20 protein-coding genes are annotated in these 22,544 nt (G+C 70.7%); 15 read left to right on the top strand and 5 right to left on the bottom strand.

Annotated elements, in window-relative coordinates:
- Positions 1 to 44: 44 nt before the first annotated feature.
- The gene (locus ABGB14_RS20520; protein WP_347645393.1) at positions 45 to 2,033 is read left to right on the top strand and encodes a VanW family protein; all 1,989 of its coding nucleotides are present in this window, start codon (positions 45 to 47) and stop codon (positions 2,031 to 2,033) included.
- A 16-nt stretch (positions 2,034 to 2,049) separates the two neighbouring features.
- Here the strand turns inward: ABGB14_RS20520 and ABGB14_RS20515 are convergent, their stop codons facing one another.
- Positions 2,050 to 3,138 (bottom strand): PQQ-dependent sugar dehydrogenase, encoded by a 1,089-nt coding sequence (locus ABGB14_RS20515; RefSeq protein WP_347645391.1) that lies wholly within the window; start codon positions 3,136 to 3,138, stop codon positions 2,050 to 2,052.
- A 38-nt stretch (positions 3,139 to 3,176) separates the two neighbouring features.
- Between ABGB14_RS20515 and ABGB14_RS20510 the strand changes: the two genes are divergently transcribed.
- The 5 genes from ABGB14_RS20510 (at position 3,177) to ilvC (ending at position 10,419) form a co-directional block, all read left to right on the top strand.
- Positions 3,177 to 4,085 (top strand): 2-hydroxyacid dehydrogenase, encoded by a 909-nt coding sequence (locus tag ABGB14_RS20510; RefSeq protein WP_347645389.1) that lies wholly within the window; start codon positions 3,177 to 3,179, stop codon positions 4,083 to 4,085.
- A 237-nt stretch (positions 4,086 to 4,322) separates the two neighbouring features.
- Complete coding sequence (locus ABGB14_RS20505; protein ID WP_347645388.1) at positions 4,323 to 6,950, top strand: EAL domain-containing protein; 2,628 nt, start codon at positions 4,323 to 4,325, stop codon at positions 6,948 to 6,950.
- Between the two features lie 205 nt (positions 6,951 to 7,155).
- A complete protein-coding gene (locus ABGB14_RS20500; RefSeq protein ID WP_347645386.1) occupies positions 7,156 to 8,895 on the top strand; it encodes an acetolactate synthase large subunit in 1,740 nt (579 codons plus the stop codon).
- On the top strand, positions 8,888 to 9,412 hold the full coding sequence (gene ilvN / locus ABGB14_RS20495) for an acetolactate synthase small subunit (RefSeq protein ID WP_347645385.1): 525 nt from the start codon (positions 8,888 to 8,890) through the stop codon (positions 9,410 to 9,412). The genes ABGB14_RS20500 and ilvN overlap by 8 nt, the downstream gene beginning before the upstream one ends.
- Positions 9,413 to 9,435: 23 nt before the next feature.
- The gene (gene ilvC / locus ABGB14_RS20490) at positions 9,436 to 10,419 is read left to right on the top strand and encodes a ketol-acid reductoisomerase (RefSeq protein ID WP_347645544.1); all 984 of its coding nucleotides are present in this window, start codon (positions 9,436 to 9,438) and stop codon (positions 10,417 to 10,419) included.
- A gap of 87 nt (positions 10,420 to 10,506) precedes the next feature.
- On the opposite strand, the gene ABGB14_RS20485 is transcribed toward ilvC, so the two are convergent.
- Complete coding sequence (locus tag ABGB14_RS20485) at positions 10,507 to 11,319, bottom strand: NAD(P)-dependent alcohol dehydrogenase (RefSeq protein WP_347645543.1); 813 nt, start codon at positions 11,317 to 11,319, stop codon at positions 10,507 to 10,509.
- 77 nt (positions 11,320 to 11,396) lie between these two features.
- On the opposite strand from ABGB14_RS20485, the gene ABGB14_RS20480 reads away from it, so the two are divergent.
- Both ABGB14_RS20480 and map read left to right on the top strand, forming a co-directional pair.
- Positions 11,397 to 12,062, top strand: coding sequence for a TetR family transcriptional regulator (locus ABGB14_RS20480; protein ID WP_347645384.1), 666 nt, complete (start codon positions 11,397 to 11,399; stop codon positions 12,060 to 12,062).
- Positions 12,063 to 12,333: 271 nt separating this feature from the next.
- A complete protein-coding gene (gene map, locus ABGB14_RS20475) occupies positions 12,334 to 13,101 on the top strand; it encodes a type I methionyl aminopeptidase (protein WP_347645383.1) in 768 nt (255 codons plus the stop codon).
- Here the strand turns inward: map and ABGB14_RS20470 are convergent.
- Entirely contained in the window at positions 13,088 to 14,311 is a 1,224-nt protein-coding gene (locus tag ABGB14_RS20470; protein ID WP_347645381.1) for an acyltransferase family protein, read from the bottom strand. The two genes, map and ABGB14_RS20470, sit on opposite strands and share 14 nt — an antisense overlap.
- Before the next feature lie 259 nt (positions 14,312 to 14,570).
- On the opposite strand from ABGB14_RS20470, the gene ABGB14_RS20465 reads away from it, so the two are divergent.
- Together ABGB14_RS20465 and ABGB14_RS20460 are read left to right on the top strand one after the other, a co-directional pair.
- The gene (locus ABGB14_RS20465; RefSeq protein ID WP_347645379.1) at positions 14,571 to 14,822 is read left to right on the top strand and encodes a hypothetical protein; all 252 of its coding nucleotides are present in this window, start codon (positions 14,571 to 14,573) and stop codon (positions 14,820 to 14,822) included.
- A gap of 314 nt (positions 14,823 to 15,136) precedes the next feature.
- Positions 15,137 to 15,394 (top strand): hypothetical protein, encoded by a 258-nt coding sequence (locus ABGB14_RS20460; protein WP_347645377.1) that lies wholly within the window; start codon positions 15,137 to 15,139, stop codon positions 15,392 to 15,394.
- Between the two features lies 1 nt (position 15,395).
- Here ABGB14_RS20460 and ABGB14_RS20455 read toward each other — a convergent pair whose 3' ends face one another.
- Positions 15,396 to 16,385 (bottom strand): adenosine deaminase, encoded by a 990-nt coding sequence (locus ABGB14_RS20455; protein WP_347645375.1) that lies wholly within the window; start codon positions 16,383 to 16,385, stop codon positions 15,396 to 15,398.
- A gap of 165 nt (positions 16,386 to 16,550) precedes the next feature.
- On the opposite strand from ABGB14_RS20455, the gene ABGB14_RS20450 reads away from it, so the two are divergent.
- A complete protein-coding gene (locus ABGB14_RS20450) occupies positions 16,551 to 17,717 on the top strand; it encodes a helix-turn-helix domain-containing protein (protein ID WP_347645373.1) in 1,167 nt (388 codons plus the stop codon).
- Here ABGB14_RS20450 and ABGB14_RS20445 read toward each other — a convergent pair.
- Entirely contained in the window at positions 17,682 to 18,863 is a 1,182-nt protein-coding gene (locus ABGB14_RS20445; RefSeq protein ID WP_347645372.1) for an amidohydrolase family protein, read from the bottom strand. The two genes, ABGB14_RS20450 and ABGB14_RS20445, sit on opposite strands and share 36 nt — an antisense overlap.
- 217 nt (positions 18,864 to 19,080) lie before the next feature.
- Between ABGB14_RS20445 and ABGB14_RS20440 the strand changes: the two genes are divergently transcribed.
- The 4 genes from ABGB14_RS20440 to ABGB14_RS20425 are packed head-to-tail and all read left to right on the top strand — an operon-like array spanning position 19,081 to position 22,398.
- Entirely contained in the window at positions 19,081 to 20,130 is a 1,050-nt protein-coding gene (locus ABGB14_RS20440; protein WP_347645370.1) for an ABC transporter substrate-binding protein, read from the top strand.
- Positions 20,127 to 20,882, top strand: coding sequence for an ABC transporter ATP-binding protein (locus tag ABGB14_RS20435; RefSeq protein WP_347645368.1), 756 nt, complete (start codon positions 20,127 to 20,129; stop codon positions 20,880 to 20,882). The genes ABGB14_RS20440 and ABGB14_RS20435 overlap by 4 nt, the downstream gene beginning before the upstream one ends.
- A complete protein-coding gene (locus ABGB14_RS20430) occupies positions 20,879 to 21,628 on the top strand; it encodes an ABC transporter permease subunit (RefSeq protein WP_347645366.1) in 750 nt (249 codons plus the stop codon). The genes ABGB14_RS20435 and ABGB14_RS20430 overlap by 4 nt, the downstream gene beginning before the upstream one ends.
- A complete protein-coding gene (locus tag ABGB14_RS20425) occupies positions 21,625 to 22,398 on the top strand; it encodes an ABC transporter permease subunit (RefSeq protein ID WP_347645364.1) in 774 nt (257 codons plus the stop codon). Before ABGB14_RS20430 ends, ABGB14_RS20425 begins: the two co-directional genes overlap by 4 nt.
- Positions 22,399 to 22,544 lie beyond the last annotated feature (146 nt).

The raw sequence follows: 22,544 nt of genomic DNA, 5'->3' as shown, positions 1-22,544 counted from the left end.
ACTGTTGCCTGAGACTTGGCTGCGGACCGGGAGGAGATTGAGGCGTGCGAAACGCCGGACCGATCGAATCACCGACCGACCCGTTCGCCTCGGTGCCACTGCCCACGTCGAGCGTCTCCAAGAAACCGCGGATCGAAGGCCTGCCCCCGGGGGTCTCCCGGGACATCTTCGGACCGCCGGAACGACAGGAGCCCCGGCAGGCCCAAGCCCCGAGCGCCGCGGGCGGTCCCTCGGGCGGAGCGCTGCCCCCAGCACCGCCACCGGCGCAGCCGTGGCCGATGGCGGGCAAGGACTCGGGGTCCGCCCCCGTGTTCGGCCAGGAGAGCCCGCGCGAGCACCCGCACTCCTTCGAGCCCGAGCCGCGCAAACGGCGCCTGCTGCCCGGCCTCCTCACGGTCGTCCTGCTGCTCGCCGTGCTGTCGTACGTCGTGCCCGCCGTGCTCATGTCCGGCAGCGTGCTGCGCGGCACCCGCGTGTCGGGGGTCGACATCGGCGGGCTGACCGTCACCCAGGCGGCCGACAAGCTGCGCACCGACCTCGCCGCCCAGCTGAGCAAGCCGGTCGTGGCCGACATCGGCGGCAAGAAGGACACCATCCAGGCCGACGAGGCCGGGCTTGAGCTCGACGTGGTCGGCACGATCGGCCAGGCGCCCAGCGGCTTTCCCAGCCCGCAGGAGGTGTGGCGCGGCCTGACCGGCACCACCGAGCTCGAACCGAAGATCAACATCGACACCTCCCAGCTCACCAGGACCGTCGAGGGCCTGGCCGAGTCCGTGGACAAGCGCGCGCAGGAGGGCCGGGTGGCCTTCTCCGGGCTGACGCCGAAGGCGCGCCAGCCCCAGGACGGCGTGCTGCTCGACAGGGAGGACGCCGTGAAGAGGATCGGCGACGCCTTCCTGAGGGGCGGCGGCTCCGTCGTGCTCACCCTGAGACCGTCCAAGCCCACCACCACCCCGGAAGCCGTCAGGGCGGCCCTGGCCAAGGCGAGGCAGGCCGTCGCCGCCCCCATCACGCTGACCCTCGACGGCAAGCAGGCGCAGGTCCCGCCCGCCGCGATCGCGGCCAACCTGTCCTTCGCCTCCGACGGCAGCGGCGGGCTCGCGCCGCAGTTCGACGCCAAGGCGGTGCTCACCGACGTGGAGAGCACCCTGGTCTCCGCCGCCCAGCAGCCGCGCGACGCCACGTACGACATCGTGAACGGCAAGCCGGTGCTGGTGCCCGCCCGCACCGGCCGGGGCGTGAACGACAAGCTGCTGGCCAGGGACGCCGAGAGGGTGTTCGCCGGGGGCGGAGACCGGACGATCCCCGTGCGGCTGGGCACCGTCGCCCCCGCGGTCGCGACCTCGGAGATCAACAAGCTCGGCATCAAGGAGACCCTCGCCACCTTCACCACGAACTTCGCCTGCTGCCAGCCGCGCGCGAAGAACATCCAGCGCATGGCGGAGGAGCTCGACGGCCACATCGTCAAGCCGGGCGAGACGTTCTCGGTCAACGACGTCGTGGGCGAGCGGACCCTCGAGGACGGATACGTCGAAGCGGCGGAGACCGTCGGCGGGCGCCTGGTCAACATCGTCGGCGGCGGAGTCTCGCAGTTCGCCACGACGATGTACAACGCTGCGTACTTCAGCGGGCTCGAGGACGTCGAGCACAAGCCGATGGACTACTACACCGACCAGTTCCCGCCCGGGCGTGACGTCGTGCTGACCTACCCGGAGTCGGACCTGAAGTGGCGCAACGACTCGGACAACGGCGTGCTGATCAAGACCACGTTCACGCAGACGTCGGTGACGGTGGCGCTCTGGGGCACGAAGCGGTACGACAAGATCGAGGCGATCGAGTCGGAACGGCGGGACTTCACCCAGTATCGGCGGGAGACCAGCAACGAGCCCGGCTGCCTGGCGACGACGGGCGCCCAGGGGTTCACCATCGACGTCATGCGGGTCTTCCACAAGGACGGCCGGGTGGTCAAGAAGGACGACAAGCTGACCACCAAATACCGTGCTCAGCCCCAGATCACCTGCACCGCGTCCTGACGCCGAACGGGCCTGATCACGAGGTGGGGACCGACAGGATGCGGTCGTCGCCCTCCCGCGGCGAACCCCTGCCGTCCTTGTTGCTGGTGCCCACCCACACGGTGCCGTCAGGGGCGGTGGTGACCGCGCGGAGGCGGCCGTAGCGGTCGGCGAAGTGGGCGACCGGCCGGCCGGCGGCGCCGTCGGCGCCGAGCGGCACCTGCCACAGGCGCTCCCCGCGCAGGGCCCCCACCCACAACGAACCGCCGGCGTACGCCATGCCGGACGGCGAGGCCTCGTCCGTCGACCAGGTGAGGATCGGGTTCACGAACCGCTGGTCATCGCCCCGGCCCTCGACCTCGGGCCAGCCGTAGTTGGCGCCCGGCTCGATCAGGTTGACCTCGTCGTAGGCGTTGGCGCCGAACTCGGAGGCGTACAGGCGGTCCGAGTCGTCCCAGGCCAGGCCCTGGACGTTGCGGTGGCCGTAGCTGTAGACGAGCGTGCCGAACGGGTTGCCGGGCGCGGGTGCGCCGTCCACGGTCATGCGCAGGATCTTGCCCGCGAGGGAGTCGCGCTGCTGGGCGAGGTCGCGGTCGCCGGTCTCGCCGGTGGAGGCGTACAGGTGGCCGTCGGGGCCGAACGCCAGCCTGCCGCCGTTGTGGATGCCGCCCTTGGGGATGCCCTGGACGATCACCCGGCGGTCGCTGAGCGCGTCGCCGGTCAGCCGGTAGCGGACGATCCGGTTGTCCTCCGCGGCGGTGTAGTAGAGGAAGACGTGCTGGTCCTTGACCGCGACCCCCATCAGGCCGCCCTCGCCGTCCGGCGTCACGCCCTCGATCGTGCCGAGTTCGCTCACCTTGCCGTCCTCGGTGACCCGCAGCAGCCGGGCGGTGTCGCGCTCGGTGACCAGGGCGTCGCCGTCGGGCAGGAACGCGATCGCCCACGGCACGGCCAGCCCGGTCGCCACGTCCGCAGGGGTGCCGGCGGCCGGACCCGTGGCCGTCACGGCGGCCGTCGGGAGCACATCGCCGCCGGCGCCGGAGCAGCCGGCGAGCCCGCTCAGGAGGACGGTCAGCGGCACGGTCAGCGACAGGAGCGCGCGGTGTCTCCTCATGGGCTTCCTCATGTGTTCCATACTTCCCCCGGAGTCGTAAGGTTCTCCGCATGAAGACCTGGGTTCCCTCCGATTCGGCGGCTGATGCTCTTTCTGACCTGTCCGGGGTCGAATGCGCCGTGTACAACAGCACCTCCTCGATGCCGGAAGGCGTCGAGGAGGTGGAGGTCTGGATCCCGCCGCTGGTCACCGTGCCCGACGTGCGGGGGACGATCGCGCGGATGAGCTCGTTGCGGCTCGTGCAGACCGTGACCGCGGGGGTGGAGCCGTACCGCCCGCACATCCCCGAGGGCGTGACGCTGTGCAACGCGCGCGGCGTGCACGACGCGGGCACCGCGGAGTGGGCGGTCGGGGCGATGGTGGCGGTGGTGCGTGAGTTTCCCGGGTTCGTGGACGCGCAGCGCAGGGGAGAGTGGACCTACCACCACACCGGCGTCCTCGCCGACTCCACCGTGTTGATCGTCGGCTACGGCTCCATCGGTGCGGCGCTGGAGCGGCGGCTCGCCGGGTTCGAGGTCGAGGTCGTACGCGTGGCCAGGACCGCCCGCGACGGCGTGCACGGCATGGCCGACCTGCCCGCGCTGCTGCCGGCGGCGGACGTCGTCGTGCTCCTCGTGCCCGCCACGCCCGACACGGCCGGCATGGTGGACGCCGCGTTCCTGGCCCGCATGAAGGACGGCGCCGTGCTCGTCAACGCCGCCCGGGGCGGGATCGTCGACACCGACGCCCTGGTCGCCGAGCTGAAGACCGGCAGGCTGCGTGCCGCGCTGGACGTGACGGCGCCGGAGCCGCTGCCGGAGGGACATCCCCTCTGGAGCGCTCCGGGCGTGCTGATCACCCCGCACGTCGCGGGCAGCACCCCCGCGTCCGAGCGGCGCGTGCTCCGCCTCATCCGGGCCCAGTTGGAGCGTTATCTCGCAGGTGAGCAGCTGATCAATGTCATAACCGACACGTACTGAGAGGATCCCGGAACGTGGCTGGTCCGTGACCTTCGGTGCGTAGCGTTACGTTTGCAGGGAGTTCCTGACTCACTGTCAAGGCGCTATTGGCAGCAATCGGTCCGTGTGGTTATCAGATCGGTGACGACATCGGCGTTGTCACCACCCGCGCACCCACAACCGCACACACTGGCGAAGTGGTCCGCCGGGCTTCGGCGGGTCATGGGCACAGAGGACGAGACGGGATGGGCAACGACTGTGATCCGCTGGCGTGATCCACGGGTGCCGCTGACCGCGGCGGCGGCGGTCGGCGCGGTGGCGTTCGCCGCCGCGCTACTCGCGGGCGGTCAGCCCTTGCTCACCGGCGCGGTCGCGGGAGGGCTCGCGGCGCTGGCCGCCGCCACCACCCTGCTGATCGCCTCGGTGAAGTCGGCCGCGCATCGCCCCATGGCGATGGGCGCGCGCTGGATGGGCGGCGGCGCCGTCATCTGGGCCGCCGGTGTGGCGCTGCGTCCCTTCGCCGAGAGCTTCGTGGTCAGCTTCGCCGACATGTTCGTGCTGCTCGGCGCCGGTGTCACGGCCGGTGGCGCGCTGATCGCCGCCGACCGCAAGTTCCCGGCGCGAGCCGTTTTACGGCAGGTCACCGATGCTTACCTGTGCGCCGCCTCGCTCTTCCTGATCGGCTGGGTGGTGGCGCTGCGCCACGTCTACGCCAACGCGGCCGACCCCGCCGCCTTCACGTTCGTGATGTTGCCACCGATGATCGCGCTGCTGGTCACGTTCGCCGTCATCCCGTCCGTGCTCACCAGCAAGGCCACCTCATGGCTGCTCGGGCTGGCCGGCGTCGGCGTGCTCGCCACCATGACCGTGGCGGGCCTGGCGGTCGCGGTGGCGCGGCTCGACGGAGGCGACGCGCCGCTCTGGAGCGTCATGCTCGCGCCGGTCGCGTTCCTGCTCCTGGCCGCCGTCCCGTGGGGTCCGCCCGGCAGGCAGGCGGGCGGGCCCGCCGTGGCCGGCGTGATCGGGGTGGTGCCGCTGGCGATGGTCGCGATCGCGGCCTGCACGCTGCTCGCGCACCTGGCGGGAGGGCCGAAAGGGCCGGTGGTCACCGGCGTCGTGGTGGTCGCGGTCTCCGTCGTGCTGCTCCTGCTCGTGCGCCTGTTCGTGGTGTCGGCGACCAACCTGCGCCTGCGCGGTCTGGTCAAGCTCGGCGAGCGGCAGCTCAGGGAGCTGGCGGAGAGCACCGGCGACGTGGTGTTCCTGTGCGACTACGAGGGCGTGGTGCGCGAGATCGGCGCCGGGGTCGAGGCCACCTACGGCTACCGCCCCGACCAGCTGGTGGGCGGGTCGATCTTCGACTACATCCACCCGGAGGACGTGCCCGGCATCCAGGTCGCGATGCGGGCCATGCACCTCGACGAGGAGGGCGCCTCGCCGGGCGCCTGCCTGATCGCGTGCCGGGTGCGGGCCGCCGACGGCACCTGGCGCCCCACCGAGTCGGTGGCCACCCGCCACGTCCGCGGCGACGAGCTGATGCTGGTGACCACCAGAGACGTCAGCGACGAGGAGGCCCTGCGCAACCAGGTCGCCCACCTGACCTTCCACGACGGCATCACCGGGCTGCCCAACCGCGCCTACTTCGAGGAGCGCACCCGTGAGGTGCTCTCCGGCCGCACGCCGGGCACCGGAGGGGCCAACACCGCGGTCATCTTCCTCGACCTCGACGGGTTCACCTCGGTCAACGACTCCGTCGGCCACGCCAGCGGCGACTACCTCCTCGGCCAGGCGGCCAGGCGGCTGCGCGGTGCCGTCCGGGCCGACGACACGCTGGCCAGGTGGGGCGGAGACGAGTTCGCGGTGCTGGTGGAGACGGGCGGTGAGGCGCAGCTCGCGGTCGACCTGGCCGAGCGGCTCGTCCGCGCGGTCTCGCAGGAGCCGTTCCGCGTCGCCGACCGCGACGTGGCCCTGACCGCCAGCGTGGGCGTGGCCTTCACCGAGGACGACATGCCCGCGGGCGACCTCATCCGCAACGCCGACGTCGCCATGGCACGCGCCAAGGAGCTCGGCGGGCGGCGGGTCGAGGTGTTCGCCGCGCAGATGCACGCCGACGTCGTGCGCCGCCTGGAGCTGGCCGCCGACCTGCAGCGGGCCCTGATCGAGCAGCAGTTCGCGATCGAGTACCAGCCGGTGGTCGACCTCGCCACGTCGCGGGTGACCGCGGTCGAGGCACTGGTGCGGTGGTGGCGCGGGTCGGTGTTCGTGCCCCCCGAGCAGTTCCTCGGCCCGGCCGAGGACACCGGGCTGATCGTGCCGCTGGGCGAGTGGATCCTGCGCGAGGCGTGCCGCGAGGTGGCCGCCTGGCGGGCCGAGTCCTGGGACATCGGCCTGTCGCTCAACCTGTCGGCCCGCCAGATCACCGCGCCCCGGTTCGTCGAGACCGTGGAGGAGGCGCTGGCCGAGAGCGGGCTGCCCGCCTCCGCGCTCACCCTCGAGGTGATCGAGGAGATGCTGGTCGAAGACGCCGAGGAGACCATCAAGCGGCTGTCCGAGCTGCGCGCGCTCGGCGTGCGCCTGGCCATCGACGACTTCGGCACCGGCTACGCCTCGCTGGCGTTCCTGCGGCAACTCCCGGTCGACATGATCAAGATCGACCCGTCGTTCGTGTCGGGCCTCGGCAAGGACGACACGCTGTCGCTGCTCACGCGCACGATCGTGCGGCTCGGCCACGACCTCGGGCTCATCGTGGTGGCCGAGGGCATCGAGCGTCCCGAGCAGCTGGAGCTGCTCAAGCAGATGGGTTGCACCCGGGGGCAGGGCTTCCTGGTGGCCAGGCCCATGGCGGCCCGCGGGGTCGACTCCCTGATGCGGACGAGTCTCACCGTTTGAGACATGTGTCCACCAAGTTGACACTGGGGCGTTCGGAGCGGCTATCGTGTAAGCCATGCTTCGCAGTGAGATTCTCGTAGTACTTCGCCGGCGCGCAGGCCGATAGCGAAGCACGACGACCTGCGCGCCGCCCCAGGCCCACCTCCATGGTGGGACGGGGCCTTTTTTATGTCCTTAAGCGAGTAGCCACGCAAGGAACGAGCCGATGACCGAACGCATGACAGGTGCGCAGTCCCTGGTGAGGGCGCTGGAGCACATGGACGTCGACACAGTGTTCGGGATCCCAGGCGGCGCCATTCTGCCGGCCTACGATCCTCTCTACGACTCGACCAAGGTCCGGCACGTCCTCGTACGCCACGAGCAGGGCGCGGGCCACGCCGCCGAGGGCTACGCGCAGGCGACGGGCCGGGTCGGGGTGTGCATGGCGACCAGCGGCCCCGGCGCCACCAACCTGGTGACCCCGATCGCCGACGCGTACATGGACTCCGTGCCGATCGTGGCGATCACCGGTCAGGTGGCGAGCGGATCCATCGGCACCGACGCCTTCCAGGAAGCCGACATTTCTGGCATTACCATGCCGATCACGAAGCACAACTTCCTGATCACCGATCCCGCGGACATCCCGCGTACGATCATGGAGGCCTTCCACATCGCCTCGACCGGCCGTCCGGGGCCCGTGCTCGTCGACATCTCGAAGGACGCGCTGCAGGCGGAGACCACCTTCTCCTGGCCGCCGGTCATGCAACTGCCCGGCTACCGCCCCGTGACCAGGCCCCACTCCAAGCAGATCCGCGAGGCCGCCAAGCTGATCGCCGAGGCCAGGCGCCCGGTCCTGTACGTCGGCGGCGGCGTGCACAAGGCGGGCGCGTCCGCCGAGCTGCTGGAGCTGGCCGAGCTGACCGGCATCCCGGTCGTCACCACCCTGATGGCCAGGGGCACCTTCCCCGACAGCCACCCCCAGCACATGGGGATGCCGGGGATGCACGGCAGCGTCTCGGCCGTCGGCGCGCTGCAGCAGTCCGACCTGATCGTCGGCCTGGGCGTGCGCTTCGACGACCGGGTGACCGGCCAGCTGTCGTCGTTCGCGCCGCGCGCGAAGATCGTGCACGCCGACATCGACCCGGCGGAGATCTCGAAGAACCGCCACGCCGACGTCCCGATCGTGGGCGACTGCAAGGAGGTCATCAGCGACCTCGTCAGCACGATCCAGGCCTCGGGCGAGCGCGGCGACTACACCGACTGGTGGACGGCGCTCAACGGCTACAAAGCGACCTACCCGCTGGGCTACGACACGTGGGAGGACGGCTCGCTGGCGCCCCAGTACGTGATGGAGCGGCTGGGCGCCATCGCCGGCCCCGAGGCTTACTACGTGGCAGGCGTGGGGCAGCACCAGATGTGGGCCTCGCAGTTCATCGGCTACGAGAAGCCCGGCACGTTCATCAACTCCGGCGGGCTGGGCACCATGGGCTTCGCCGTGCCGGCCGCGATGGGCGCGAAGATGGGCCGCCCCGACGCCACGGTGTGGGCCATCGACGGCGACGGTTGCTTCCAGATGACCAACCAGGAACTCGCCACCTGCGCCATCGAGGGCGTGCCGGTCAAGATCGCCGTCATCAACAACGGTAACCTCGGCATGGTCCGCCAGTGGCAGACGCTCTTCTACGACGAGCGTTACTCCAACACCAACCTGCAGACGACGCGCCGCATCCCGGATTTCGTCAAGCTGGCCGAGGCCTATGGTTGTGTGGGCCTGCGTTGCGAGCGTCCAGAAGACGTCGACGCGACGATCGAGAAGGCCATGGAGATCAACGACGTTCCCGTCGTGGTCGACTTCGTCGTCCACCAGGACGCCATGGTCTGGCCCATGGTCGCGGCGGGCACCAGCAACGACGACATCAAGATCGCCCGTGACATGGCGCCGAAGTGGGAGAACGAGGATGACTAGACACACGCTCTCCGTGCTTGTCGAGAACAAGCCGGGCGTGCTCGCGCGGGTGTCGGCGCTGTTCAGCCGCCGGGGGTTCAACATCGACTCGCTGGCGGTCGGCCCGACCGAGCACGACGACATCTCGCGGATGACGATCGTGGTCAGCGTCGAGGAGCTGCCTCTCGAGCAGGTCACCAAGCAGCTCAACAAGCTGGTGAACGTGCTCAAGATCGTCGAGCTCGACACGTCGCAATCCGTGCAGCGCGAGCTGATGCTGATCAAGGTGCGGGCCGACGCCGACAGCCGCTCCCACGTGCTGGAGCTCGTCCAGCTCTTCCGGGCCCGCTGCATCGACGTGGCGGCCGACGCCGTGACCATCGAGGTCACCGGCACCACCGACAAGCTCGAGGCGTTCGTGAAGGTCCTCGAGCCGTTCGGCATCAAAGAACTCGTACAGTCGGGCATGGTGGCCATCGGCCGCGGCGCCCGTTCCATCACCGACCGGTCCCTCAGGGCACTGGACCGTACCGCCTGAAAGGTTTTGAGCAAGTGACCGAGATCTACTACGACGACCAGGCCGACCTGTCGATCATCCAGGGGCGCCACGTGGCCGTGCTGGGGTACGGCAGCCAGGGCCACGCCCACGCGCTCTCCCTGCGTGACTCCGGCGTCGACGTGCGCGTCGGCCTGCCGGAGGGCTCCAAGAGCCGCGAGAAGGCGGAGAACGACGGCCTTCGCGTCGTCACGCCGTCCGAGGCGGTCGAAGAGGCCAACCTCACCATGATCCTGGCTCCCGACCACATCCAGCGCAGTCTCTACGCCGACCACGTGGCGCCCAACCTCGTCGAGGGCGACGCGCTGTTCTTCGGGCACGGCCTGAACATCCGCTACGGCCTCATCGAGGCCCCAGAGGGCGTCGACGTGTGCATGGTCGCGCCCAAGGGCCCTGGCCACCTCGTGCGCCGCCAGTTCGAGGCCGGCCGCGGCGTGCCGGTCCTCGTGGCCGTGGAGAAGGACGCCTCGGGCAAGGCGCTCGACCTGGCGCTGTCGTACGCGAAGGGCATCGGCGGCACGCGCGCCGGCGCGCTGCGCACGACGTTCAAGGAGGAGACCGAGACCGACCTGTTCGGCGAGCAGGTCGTGTTGTGCGGCGGCGTCTCCGAGCTGATCAAGGCGGGCTTCGAGACGCTCATCGAGGCCGGCTACCAGCCCGAGGTCGCCTACTTCGAGTGCCTGCACGAGATGAAGCTGATCGTCGACCTCATGTACGAAGGCGGCCTGTCGAAGATGTACTGGTCGGTGTCCGACACCGCCGAGTACGGCGGCTACACCCGCGGCCCGCGCGTCATCGGCGAGGAGTCCCGCCAGGCGATGCGCCAGATTCTGGCCGAGGTCCAGGACGGCACCTTCACCCGGCAGCTCGTCGAGGAGTTCGACGGCGGCCAGAAGGAGTTCCACCGCAAGCGCGAGGAGCTGGCCGACAACCCGATCGAGAAGACCGGCGCCAAGCTCCGCCCGATGATGAGCTGGCTGAAGGCCTGAGATTCCACCGGGACCGGCGGGCGGGTGCACAGGCCCGCCCGCCGGTCCCGGCGCGTCGTGAGCACCGTCCTGGGCGGTCCGGCGCGGCTACCCGATCTCCACGACCAGCTTTCCGCGTACGCCTCCCGCCTCCAGAGCGCGGTGCGCCTCGGCGATGCGGGCGAGCGGATAGACCGTGTCGACGACGGGCTGGATCGCCCCGTCCTCGACCAGCCTGGCCAGCTCGGCCAGCAGGTCATGGACGGGCTCGCCGCTGAAGAAGCGCACCCGCCGCGGACCGAACACCGCCGAGGCGAGCACGTACGAGATCGACGCCGCCGGGTTGCCCACGTCGAACGCGATCCCCACCATGCGCCCTCCCGGAGCGAGCAGCCGCCGGTAGGCGCCCATGCCGGTGCCGACCGTGTCCAGCACGACGTCGAACCTGCCGAGGTCGCCCGGCGCGGTGGTGGCGTAGTCGAAGGCCTCGTCGGCGCCGAGGTCCCGGACGAAGCCGAGATTCCGGCTCCCGGCGAGCGCGGTGACGTGCGCGCCGTACGCGCGTCCGAGCTGGACGGCGACGTGGCCGACACCGCCGCTCCCGCCGCGCACCAGCAGCCGCTCGCCCGGCGTGAGCCGGGCCTTGTCCCGCAGCGCGGTGATCGCGGTCGTGCCCACGCCCGGCAGGGCGGCCGCCCGTACGAGGTCCAGCCCGTCCGGGGCGAAGGCCAGGTGCCGGGGGCGTACGACGACGAACTCGGCGGCGGCGCCGAACGTTCTGGGCAGACCGCCCCAGACCCGGTCGCCGACCTTCAGCCCGGACATGGGGGAGCCCAGGGCGGCCACCTCGCCGGGGGCGGGCCCCGTGCCCTCGTGGAGCACCTCCGGCGGGCCGTACCGGTCGAAGAGGGCCGCACGCATCTCTGTCGCTGTCCGCATGCCCGTGAGGCTAGGCGGGAAACGGAGCAGCCGGTCCGCTCTGGGCTAATGTGAGAGACATGCCTGCTGCCTCCTCTCGGATGCGGCCTGCCGCGGCGGGCACGACCACGGCCGGGCTCCGCGCCGACGCGCTGCACAACCGCAACCGCATCCTCGAAGCCGCGCGCGAGGCGTTCGCCGCCCGCGGTCTCGACGTGCCGATGGCCGCGATCGCCCGCCGTGCCGGAGTCGGCGTCGCCACCCTCTACCGCCGCTTCCCGACGCGCGAGTCGCTGATCGCGGAGGTGTTCGCCGACGAGCTGAGCGTGTGCGCCTCGGTCATCGACGATGCGCTGGCCGATCCCGATCCGTGGCGGGGATTCCGCACGCTCATCGAGAGGCTGACCGCCATGCAGGTGGTCGAACGCGGTTTCACCGTGGCGCTGCTGGCGCGGTTCTCCTCCGAGGAGGGCGTCGAGGACGTGCGTGCGCACGCCGAACGGGGCTTCGCCGAGCTGGTACGCCGCGCCAAGGCGGCCGGGCGGTTGCGTGCCGACTTCGACCGGTCGGATCTGACGCTGCTGCTCATGGCCAACGGTGGCCTGGCGACCGGCTCCCCGGAGGGAAGGCTGGCCGCGTCCCGGCGGCATGTCGCGTACCTGTTGCAGGCCTTCCGCGCCGACCGGCCCGATCCCGCCGATCCGCTGCCGCCACCCGCCCCTGTCGGCCTGTACCCGATGTGCTGATCGCCTGCGTCGGCGTAAAAGAAGATTTCACCCGCAGCGCGCAGAAATAGCACCTTATCCCCGGCAATATTGCGAACCGTTCGTTATCTGCCTGTCGGCGCGTGCTTGCCCCGCGCGGCACCTTCGTGCACGGCTGAGGCTCGGTCAGCCCCTGACAATGACCCCCGGCCGCCTCGAACGGGGGCACGCCGGAGATCACCGGCTGAGCGCCCTTCACGCCGCGCGCGGCTGTGATAATAATACCGGTATAGTTATCGAGCGAGGAGGCGCCGTGATCGAGCTCAAGTCGGCCGGAGAGATAGCCGCGATGCGGGAGGCGGGAAAGGTCGTCGCCGCCGTCCAGGCGGCGGTGCGGGAGCGGGCCGGCATCGGGGTGACGCTGAAGCAGCTCGACGAGGTGGCCAGGACCGTCATCGAGGAGGCCCGCGCGGGGGCGTCGTTCCTCGGCTATCACCCGTCCTTCGGCGCGATGCCCTATCCGGGTGTGATCTGCACCTCGGTCAACGGGGTGATGCTGCACGGCCTGCCGACAGCGTACCAACTGCGGGACGGCGACCTGATCAGCGTCGACTGCGGTGCGTACGTCGACGGCTGGCACGCCGACGGCACCGTCAGCTTCACCGTCGGCCACGCCCGCGAGGAAGACCTCAAACTGATCAAGGTCGCCGAGGAGACGCTGGCCGCGGGCATCGAAGCGGCCCTGCCCGGCGGCAGGATGGGCGACATCGGGCACGCCATGTCCACGGTCGGGCGCGGCGCCGGCTACGGCATGCAGAACGACTTCGGCGGCCACGGCATCGGGCGGGCCATGCACGAGTCGCCGTTCGTGCCCAACGAGGCACGCAGGGGCCGCGGCCTGCGCCTGCGGCCCGGCCTGGTCATCGCGATCGAGCCGAGCCTGATGGCCGGCGGCGGCGACGGCTACTACGTGGCCGACGACGGGTGGTCGTTGTGCTCGGCCGACGGCAGCAGGAGCGTGCACGTCGAGCACACGGTCGCCATCACCGGCGACGGCCCGGTCGTGCTCACCGTCCCGTAGGCTCCCGCATCCCGAACAGGAACCTCGTCACCCGCGTCCTGCGCACCAGCACGTCGTAGACGGCCACCGTCAGCACCAGCGACAGTGCCACGATCACCGCGTACTCGACCAGGATCGGCGCCTGCCAGCCGGCCACGAAGAAGGCCACGGCCACGACGACCGGCTGGTGCAGGATGTAGAGCGGCAGCACGGCGGGCGCCAGGTAGGCGGACACGGAGGCCGCGAGCCGGTTCGGCGGCCTGGCCGGCGCCGAGGCGGGGCGCGGGCGGTCGAGGGCGCCGAGGATCGCGACCAGCCAGCACCATCCGGCCAGCCCGTACAACGTGCGCATCGCGACCGCGAGCGGGGTCAGGTCCGTGAACGCGTCCGCGCCGGGGGCGTCGCCCGCGACGATGAAGCCCGGCACCCCCACCAGCATCAGTACGGCGCCCGCGACGGCCGCGATCCGCTGGTTGCGCCGCATCGCCGCGCGGAAGGCGGGATCGGTCACGAGGAGGAAGCCGTACAGGAAGAACACCAGGTACGCCCAGCGGTCCCAGCCGCCGAACGCCTCCTCGAGACCGGCGACCGCGCAGATCGCCGCGATCGGCAGGCCGGGCAGCAGGATCGCGCCCCGCGGCTGGGAGAGCGCGACCAGGCGGTCGCGCGAGCGCAGCGCCCAGCCACGCGGCACCCACCGCACCAGCGGCGCGAGCACGAGCGAGAAGGTCAGCAGCAGCACCACGAACCACAGGTGCCCGGTCTCGAAGTACGCCCCCTCCACGACGAACGGGAAGTCGCCCGGATCCGGCCGCACGGCGAAGAACTTCGGCAGGAACTCCAGATAGGACTCGTGATAGCCCGGATCGGCCCGCAGCCGCAACCACTGAGGCACCGGCAACATCGTGACCAGGGCGAACAGCAGCGGCACGCCCAGCCGCGCTAATCGTTCCACGGCGAACCCGCCGGGCCCCCGGCGGCGCAGGGAGTGCCACGCTCCCAGCCCGGCGATGAGGAAGAGCAGCGGCATCGCCCAGATCACGCAGAGCGCCGCGATGATGAACGTGATGTCGGTCGTCTCGGCGTTCTTGACGTAGAAGTCGTCGCGCGAGTCGAAGACCAGCGACGCGTGGAAGAACACCAGCCCGACGACCACGAGAGCGCGCATGGCGTCGAGTTCGGTGCGCCGTCCGCCGGTCGCGGTTCCGGACGATCCGGTGCTTGCGGTCATGATTGCCTCCCGTGACAGGCACCAGTCTGGGGCCACAGGAGGGGCGCGCGCCATGGTCGCGGAACGGTCATGTGATCTTCGCCCGCTCCTCCCGGGAGCACACCTGACGGTCAAGCCGGACGTTCATCGGCACGGCTATGCCAGGCGCTGCTTTCGCGCAGGTCAAGACCGAAACGCCGGAGTTTGTCGAAGGGAGGGGCAGGGCATTTCTCACCCCGGTAGCTACGGAGAGTAGTCAATAGGTACCAGAGGAGATAAAATGTACAAATCAGGCCTCATCCTGGCCGGGCTCGTCGGAGGGCTGCTCATGTCCGGCGGCGCCGCGTCCGCTGCGACGTTCAACAACGACGGCCGCGACGGCGACGTGAGGATCATCCTCGTCTGCGGTGACGGAAACGTCGGTCAGCGTGTCGACAACCACCAGAACGCCAGTGGCCTGCTCGGTATCGCCGTCGGCAACTCCCTGAACCACATTCTCAGCCACGAGCACAGGGAGTGCAACATCGGCTGAAGTCGCTTCTCCGGCTGATGAGCACCAGGGGTCCGCCCGATCGGGCGGACCCCTGCGTCGTGCCCGGCCGCGGGTGCGCAACCGGGGGCCCGTCCTGCGGGATGGCCCTTGCGCCGTGCCCGGCCTCGAATGGCAAGGCCGTCCCCGTGGAGCACACCTGATCGTCAAGTGAAACGATCTCCGGCACGGCTTTGCCAGGTGCTGCTTTCGCGCAGGTCAAGAACAAGATCGGGGAGTTTGTCAGCGAGCGGGGCAGGGCAAACACCTCCCGGTAGCTACAGAGAGTAGTCATTACGTACCAAAGGGGATACGACATGTACAAATCGGGGCTCATCCTGGCCGGGCTCGTCGGAGGGCTGCTCATGTCCGGCGGCTCCGCGCTCGCGGCGACGTACGACGACCACGACCACCGCGGCAAGGACGTGAGGATCATCCTCGTGTGTGGTGACGGCACCATCGGCAAGGAGGTCGACAACCACCAGAACGCCCAGGGTCTGCTGGCCGGCATCGGCCTCGACAACGTCCTGAACCACGTGCTCAGCCACGAGCACAGGGAGTGCAACATCGGCTAGGTCATATCTCAGCTGGTGAGTGATGACGAGGGGCCCATCCTGCGGGGTGGGCCCCTTCACCGTGCCGGGGCTCGTACGCGAAGGCCGCGGCGAAGGAGTTGACGGCGATCTGGTCGAGCTGCTCGCCGGTCATTCCCAGCTCCCGGCGCAACGCTTCGTAGTTGTCCTCGACGTAGCCGCCGAAGTAGGCGGGATCGTCGGAGTTGACCGTCACGACCAGCCCTTCGTCCAGCATCGCGGGCAGGATGTGGTCGCGCAGGGACGGCACCACCCGCAGCCGCACGTTCGACAGAGGGCACACGGTCAGCGGGATCCGCTCCTCCCTCAGCCTGGCCACGAGCTGCGGATCCTCCATCGCCCTGATGCCGTGGTCCACCCGCTCCACCCCCAGCACGTCGAGCGCCTCCCACACGTAGTCGGGCCCGCCCTCCTCGCCCGCGTGCGCCACCCGGTGCAGGCCTTCGGCGGCGGCCATGTCGAAGACCCGCCGGAACAACGACGGCGGATATCCCACCTCCGCCGAGTCCAGCCCCACCCCGATGAAGTGCTCGCGGAACGGCAGCGCCGCCCGCAGCACCTGCTCCGCCTCCTCCGCGCCCCGGTCACGAAGGAAGCAGAGGATCAGCGCGGCCGACACGTCGCTGCCGTGCAGGGCCGCCGACAACCCGCCGAACACCGCCTCCAGCGGCACGCCCCGGCTCGTGTGCGCCTGCGGGTCGAAGAAGATCTCCGCGTGCCGCACGCCCTGCCCGGCGGCCCGCCGCAGGTAGGCGGCGGCCAGGTCGTGGAAGTCCTCCTCGGTACGCAGGACCGCCAGGTTGTCGTAGTAGACGTCCAGGAACGAGCGCAGGCCGGCGAAGTCGTTGCGGGCGCGGACGGCCTCCACGTCGAAGGCCGGCAGCTCGATCCGGTTACGCCTGGCCAGCTCGACGACGAGCTCGGGCTCAAGGGTGCCCTCGATGTGCAGGTGGAGTTCCGCCTTGGGACGCATGGCACCGAGTAAACCGGACCGCCCGGCCCGGCAGATATCGTGCGAACCTCCGAACTCTCAGGGCGATTTCCGTGCGGAAACCTCCCTCTCAGCGAGCCGCTCCGCTCCCGTCCGTGGTAGGCACCCCGGCGGCCGTCCGCGCGGCCTGGCATACCATCGGATTTCATGAGGCTGGCGGATCTGCTCGCACGCGACGACCTGCGGCTGACGCTGGTGACAGGTGATATCGCACTCGACCGCGAGATCCGGCGCGCCTACCCGACCGACCTGCCCGACCCCCGCCGCTACCTGCGGTCCGGCGACCTGGTGCTGACCAGCGGCGTCTGGTACACCGAGCCGCCCGACTGCGAGCGCTTCGCCGACGCGCTGTGGGCCAGCGACGCCGCCGGCCTGGTCGTGGGCCTGATCGTGCTCGGCGAGCTGCCGCGGGAGCTGGTCAAGGCGTGCGAGCTGCGCCGGCTGCCGCTGCTGCTGGCCGCTCCCGACCAGTCGTTCGGCGCGATCACCGAGGTGGTGACCGTCGAGGGGTTCGCCGCCGAGCAGCGCAGGGCCGAGCGGGTCAGGGCGCAGACGTTGCTGGACGTCCTCGGCCAGATCCCGCCCGGCGAGGTCTCGGCGCATATGCGGCTGCTGGGCGCCGACCCCGGCCTGCCGACCGCGGCCATGGCGGTCACCCGGACCGGCGGCCCCGAGCTCGACCTGCCGGAGTTGCTGCACGAGGGCCTGGCGAGGAAAGGGCGGCACCTGATCGTCGGCGGCACGCCGCGCGAGGCGATCGTGCTGGTCAACGGCCGGGCATCGCGCAAGAGCCTGGCCGACGAGCTGCGCGGGCTGGTCGCCGGGCGGTCGGACGTGAGCCGGGGGACGAGCCCGGGAGTGAGCATCGCGGCCGGCATCAGCGAGATGGCGGCCAGCGTGTCGCAGCTCGGCGAGGCGCTGGAGACGGCCAGGCGCGGCATGGAGTCGGCCAGGGGCGGGCCCGGGCCGGTGTCGATCATGTCGGTGGCCGACATCGACAGCTTCGACCTGCTGCTGGCCTCGCTGCCGGCCGGCGTGCGCCGGTCGTTCCGCGACCGCCTGCTGGCCCCCGTCGAGGACTACGACGCGCGGCACGGCTCCGAGCTGCTGCGCACGCTCGACCTGTTCCTGGAGACCTGCGGATCGTGGCAGCGCACTGCCGACGAGCTGTACGTCCACGTCAACACGCTGCGTTACCGGATGCAGCGGATCGAGGAGCTCACCGGCCGCCGCATGGCGTCGATGCGCGACCGTACGGACCTCTACCTGGCGCTCCGGTCAGGGCAGCCCGCCCGCGACGACGGCGCCCCGTGACACCACGGCCACGATATTGCCGGCGGCCAGGTCACCGATGCGCTCCCACGGCCGGCCGCGCAGCACGATGAGGTCGGCGCCCAGCCCGGGCGCGATCCTGCCCACGGGCATGCCGATCGAGTCGGCCGCGTCCGAGGTGGCCGCGCGCAGCGCCGACGCCGCGTCCATGCCGAGGATCCCGGCCATGTGGCGGACCTCGGCGAGCTGGTCGCCGAACTGCACGTGGTGGCCGTTCGCGTCGGTGCCCAGCACGAACCGCACGCCGAGAGCGGCCGCCTGGGCGAGCAGCACGTCACGGGTGGCGACGAGCTCGGCGGCCTTGGCCCTGGCCTCGGGGGTGACCGGGACGCGGCCTTCTGCGATGGCCTCGTTGATGAGCAGCGTCGGGGCCACGGGGGTGCGGCGGGCGGCCAGGACCTCGGCCAGGTCGGTGCTCATGAGGGTGCCGTGCTCGATCGAGTCGACGCCCTCCTCGACGGCCACCCGGATGCCCTCCTCGGAATGGGCGTGGGAGGCCACCGGCATGCCGAGCGCGTGCGCCTCGTCCACGACGGCTCTGATCTCGTCGCGGGTGTAGTTGCGCCAGGCGTTCCTGTCGCCGATCGACAGCACGCCGCCGCTGGTGGTGAGCTTGATGCCGTCCATGCCCGCCCTGGCCCAGGTGCGTACGAGCTTGCGGCACTCGTCGGGCCCGTCGGCCGTGGGCTTGCGCTGCGGCGAGGCGGGCGGCACGAACAGGTCGTTGTGCCCGGCGGTCATCCCCACCACGCCGTGCACCTGGACGCGCGGCCCCTGCAGCACCCCGGCGTCGAAGGCCCGGCGCAGCGCGACCTGGGCCTCGTCGCCTGCCAGGTCGCGCAGCGTCGTGACGCCGTGCCGCATGGCCCGCTGGGCGTGGGCGACGCCGTGCAGCACCTGCTCGTCGCGCGTGGTGACCAGCGGCCAGGTCGCGAAGTCGGGCGGGTCGCCGGGACCTGCGTGGCCGATCAGGTGGACGTGCGTGTCCACCAGGCCGGGGATGACGCACAGGTCGTCGTGGCGCGGCGCGGCGGGGCTCACGTCGATGATCCGGTCGGGCTCCCAGCTCAGATCGACAGGGCCGCGAAGTTCGGTACCGTCCCAAAGGGGGATTCCGTCGAGTCTCATTTCACGCCCGACGCTACCGGAGCCCCCGGGCCGCTGGAGGGATCTACGGTCCTCGTCCCCCGCTCTCGTAGGGACCTACAGGGGCCGCCAGCGGTTTTTCCGCCATCTCGCGCGACGGCCGTCCGCCCGGCCAGAAGTCCGAAAATACCGTCACTTGATGGTAATAATCGGTAGATAACGTCCTGACCTGCACCTTCACGGCCGCTCAAGGAGAATCATGGCTACCTTCGACCGTCGCGCGTTCCTGCGGACGACAGGCCTGGCCGGTCTGGCGCTCGGTCTGGCCGCCTGCGGCGAAAGCGGCTCGCCGGCCGGCTCCTCCTCCGGCGGCGGGCTCGGCTCGGTCAAGCTCCAGCTCTCCTGGAAGAAGAACGTCGAGTTCGCCGGCGAATACTTCGCCGACAGCAAGGGCTACTACAAGGCTGCCGGGTTCTCCCAGGTCGAGCTGCTGTCGGGCGGCGGCTCCGGCACCTCGGTCGAGTCGGGACTGGCCACCGGGCGCTGCTGGGCGGGCCTGTCCGCCCCCACCATCACCGCCCCCGCCGTGCTGCAGGGCGCCCCGCTGAAGATCGTCGGCGCCACCTTCCAGAAGAACCCGTTCGCCATCATCTCCCTGAGCAAGAACCCGATCGAGAGCGCCGAAGACCTGGCCGGCAAGAAGATCGGCGTCCAGGACTCCAACGAGCTGGTCTGGAACGCGCTGCTCAAGGCCAACGGCATCGACGAGGGCAGCGTGACGCGGGTGCCGTTCCAGTCCGACCCCTCGATGCTGACCTCCGGGCAGCTCGACGGCTACGTCGGCTTCGTCACCAGCGGCCCCGTACGGCTGAAGATGGAGGGCCACGACGCCACCCACCTGCTGCTCGCCGACGCCGGCCTGCCGCTGGTCGCCGAGACGTTCACGGTCACCCAGGAGACCATCGACAACGAGCGCGACAAGCTCAAGGCGTTCCTGACCGCCGAGATCAAGGGCTGGAAGGACGCCGTCGCCGATCCGGCCAGGTCGGCCGAGCTGGCCGCGACCGTCTACGGCAAGGACCAGAACCTCGACGTCAAGGAGCAGACCGAGGAGGCCAAGATGCAGAACGAGCTCGTCGTCACCCCCGACGTCGAGGCCAACGGCCTGTTCACGATGACGCCCGAGCTGATCGAGCAGAACATCGCCTCGCTGGCCAAGGCCGGCCTGACCATCAAGGCCGAGCAACTGTTCGACCTGACCGTCCTGGACGAGGTCTACAAGGCCGACCCGAGCCTGAAGCTCTCATGAGCGGCGGCATCAGCGTCACCGGGCTGAGCAAGACGTTCGGCAAGGGCCTGACCGCCGTCGACGGCGTGGACCTCCGTACGGCGAAGGGCTCGTTCCTGTCGCTGCTCGGCCCGTCCGGCTGCGGCAAGTCGACGGTGCTGCGCATGCTCGCCGGGCTGGAGCAGCCCACCAGCGGCGAGATCCGGGTGAACGGCGAGACGCCCGCCGAACTGCGCAGGAGCCACCACCTCGGCATCGCCTTCCAGGACTCGGCCCTGCTGGCCTGGAGGAGCGTCGCCGCCAACATCCGGCTGCCGCTGGAGGTCGCCGGGATCAGGCCCGAGCCCGGCGTCATCGACGACCTGATCAAGCTGGTCGGTCTCGAGGGGTTCGAGAAGGCCAGGCCCGCCGAACTGTCGGGCGGCATGCGCCAGCGCGTCTCCATCGCCCGCGCGCTCGTCGTCAAGCCCAGCGTGCTGCTGCTCGACGAGCCGTTCGGCGCGCTCGACGACATGACCAGGCAGCGGCTCAACCTGGAACTGCTGCGCATCTGGACGGAGAAGCCCGCCACCACGCTGATGGTCACCCACGGGATCGGCGAGGCGATCTTCCTGTCGGACGTGGTCGCCGTCATGAGCCCGCGCCCCGGCCGGATCGTCGAGCTGGTGGAGATCGGCCTGCCGCGCCCGCGCACGCCCGGCATGATGCGTACGCCGGAGTTCCACGCCCTTCACGACCACCTCAGCGACCTGCTGTTCGGGCACGGCTCATGAGACGGGCGCAGGGGCTGGCCGGTGTCGTCGCCCTGGTCGCGGTGTGGTGGCTGCTGGCCGTGACGGTGTTCGCCGGCGGCGGAGCGGTGCCCACGCCGTGGGCCGTGCTGGCCGGAATGGGCGACGACGGGTGGGCCTTCTACGGCCCCAACGTCATCGCCACCGTGTCCGCGGCGGCGCAGGGCTTCCTGTGGGGCAACGGGCTGGCCATCGGCGTGGCGCTGCTGGTGCTGCTCGTGCCCCGGCTCGAAGCCGTCGCCACCCAGCTCGCCGTGATCAGCTACTGTGTCCCCCTGCTCGCCATCGGCCCCATCGTGCTGGTCGTCTTCGGCGGCGAGGCCACCGTGGTGTTCCTGGCCGCCATCTCCGTCTTCTTCACCACACTCATCGGCGCCCTGCTCGGGCTGCGCTCCGCCGACCAGGCCGGTCTCGACCTCGTCACCGTCTACGGCGGCGGCCGCCTGGCCAGGCTCCGCTACGTGCAGATCATCTCGGCCCTGCCCAGCACGTTCGCCGGCCTGAGGATCTCCGCACCCTCGGCGCTGCTCGGCGCGATCATCGGCGAATATCTCGGCAGCAACGACCAGGGGATCGGCGTCTCCCTGATGATCTCGCAGCAGCAGTTCCAGGTGCCGCGGACCTGGGGGCTGGCGCTCGTGGCCGGGCTGATCGCCGGCCTCGGGTACGCCGTCGTCGCGCTCGTCGCCCGTGTGGTCACCCCGTGGTCGAAAGGCGAGGCGCAGTGATCGGCCGTACCATTCTGCGGGTCGTCGGGCCGCTCGCGCCGTGCGTGGTCATCGTCGTGGCCGCGTGGTGGCTGGCGCTGGAGGCGTTCGGCATCAGCCCGCTCGTCGGCAAGCGCCCGCCCCAGGTGTGGGACTACCTGACGGCGTCGGCGGCCCACCGCGAGGCCGTGTTCGGCGCGCTGGGCATCACCGTCAGGGACGCCGCCGTCGGGTTCGCCTCGGGCATGGTCGCCGCGATGGCCGTCGCGGTCACGTTCGTGCTGTTCAGGACCGTGGAGCAGACCTTCATGCCGGTCGCGATGTTGTTGCGCTCGGTGCCGCTCGTGGTGATGACGCCGCTGATCACGCTGATCTTCGGCAGGGACCTGGTGGGCGTCGCCGTCATCGGCGGCATCGTGGTGTTCTTCCCCGCGCTGGTCAACATCGTCTTCGGGCTGAGATCGGCCTCGCCGCAGGCCACCGACCTGGTCATGGCCTACGGTGGCACCCGCATGACCGTCCTGCGCAAGGTGGCCGTGCCGACGGCGATGCCCGCGGTCTTCGCCTCGGCCAGGATCTCGGTGCCGGCCTCGATCATCGGCGCGCTCATCGCCGAATGGCTGGCCACCGGCGAGGGGATCGGCGCGGAGATCCTGCGCGCGATCGGCGGATTCCGCTACGACGAGGTGTGGGCGGACATCGTGGTGGTCACGGCCGTGTCGATCCTCGCGTACGCGGTCGTCGGCGTGGTCGAGTCGCTGGTGCTGGCCCGCTTCTCCGACCGGGCCTGACACCGGAGGAAGGACGCGGGCCCGGCCGCGGTCCTTCGTGCGGGGGGAGGCGCGGCCGGGCCCGCCCGGAGGGGAGCGTGTGGGCGTGCGGTGGGAACCGGCACGGAGGCCGGTGAAGCCCGACGCTCCCTTGGCTTCAGCGGGGT

Source organism: Nonomuraea sp. B10E15 (assembly GCF_039871615.1).
Classification (GTDB): Bacteria; Actinomycetota; Actinomycetes; order Streptosporangiales; family Streptosporangiaceae; genus Nonomuraea.
The sequence above is the reverse complement of the archived record's forward strand: the minus strand, read 5'-3'. Positions and strand labels throughout refer to the sequence as shown.

Coding starts and splice junctions, on each gene's coding strand:
- ABGB14_RS20440 (WP_347645370.1), top strand. CDS start 19,081: ATGGCTACCTTCGACCGTCGCGCGTTCCTGCGGACGACAGGCCTGGCC.
- ABGB14_RS20445 (WP_347645372.1), bottom strand. CDS start 18,863: ATGAGACTCGACGGAATCCCCCTTTGGGACGGTACCGAACTTCGCGGC.
- ilvN (WP_347645385.1), top strand. CDS start 8,888: ATGACTAGACACACGCTCTCCGTGCTTGTCGAGAACAAGCCGGGCGTG.
- ABGB14_RS20435 (WP_347645368.1), top strand. CDS start 20,127: ATGAGCGGCGGCATCAGCGTCACCGGGCTGAGCAAGACGTTCGGCAAG.
- ABGB14_RS20485 (WP_347645543.1), bottom strand. CDS start 11,319: ATGCGTGCGGCCCTCTTCGACCGGTACGGCCCGCCGGAGGTGCTCCAC.
- ABGB14_RS20470 (WP_347645381.1), bottom strand. CDS start 14,311: ATGACCGCAAGCACCGGATCGTCCGGAACCGCGACCGGCGGACGGCGC.
- ABGB14_RS20510 (WP_347645389.1), top strand. CDS start 3,177: ATGAAGACCTGGGTTCCCTCCGATTCGGCGGCTGATGCTCTTTCTGAC.
- ABGB14_RS20455 (WP_347645375.1), bottom strand. CDS start 16,385: ATGCGTCCCAAGGCGGAACTCCACCTGCACATCGAGGGCACCCTTGAG.
- ABGB14_RS20460 (WP_347645377.1), top strand. CDS start 15,137: ATGTACAAATCGGGGCTCATCCTGGCCGGGCTCGTCGGAGGGCTGCTC.
- ABGB14_RS20515 (WP_347645391.1), bottom strand. CDS start 3,138: ATGAGGAAGCCCATGAGGAGACACCGCGCGCTCCTGTCGCTGACCGTG.
- ABGB14_RS20465 (WP_347645379.1), top strand. CDS start 14,571: ATGTACAAATCAGGCCTCATCCTGGCCGGGCTCGTCGGAGGGCTGCTC.
- ABGB14_RS20450 (WP_347645373.1), top strand. CDS start 16,551: ATGAGGCTGGCGGATCTGCTCGCACGCGACGACCTGCGGCTGACGCTG.
- ABGB14_RS20480 (WP_347645384.1), top strand. CDS start 11,397: ATGCCTGCTGCCTCCTCTCGGATGCGGCCTGCCGCGGCGGGCACGACC.
- ABGB14_RS20500 (WP_347645386.1), top strand. CDS start 7,156: ATGACCGAACGCATGACAGGTGCGCAGTCCCTGGTGAGGGCGCTGGAG.
- ABGB14_RS20430 (WP_347645366.1), top strand. CDS start 20,879: ATGAGACGGGCGCAGGGGCTGGCCGGTGTCGTCGCCCTGGTCGCGGTG.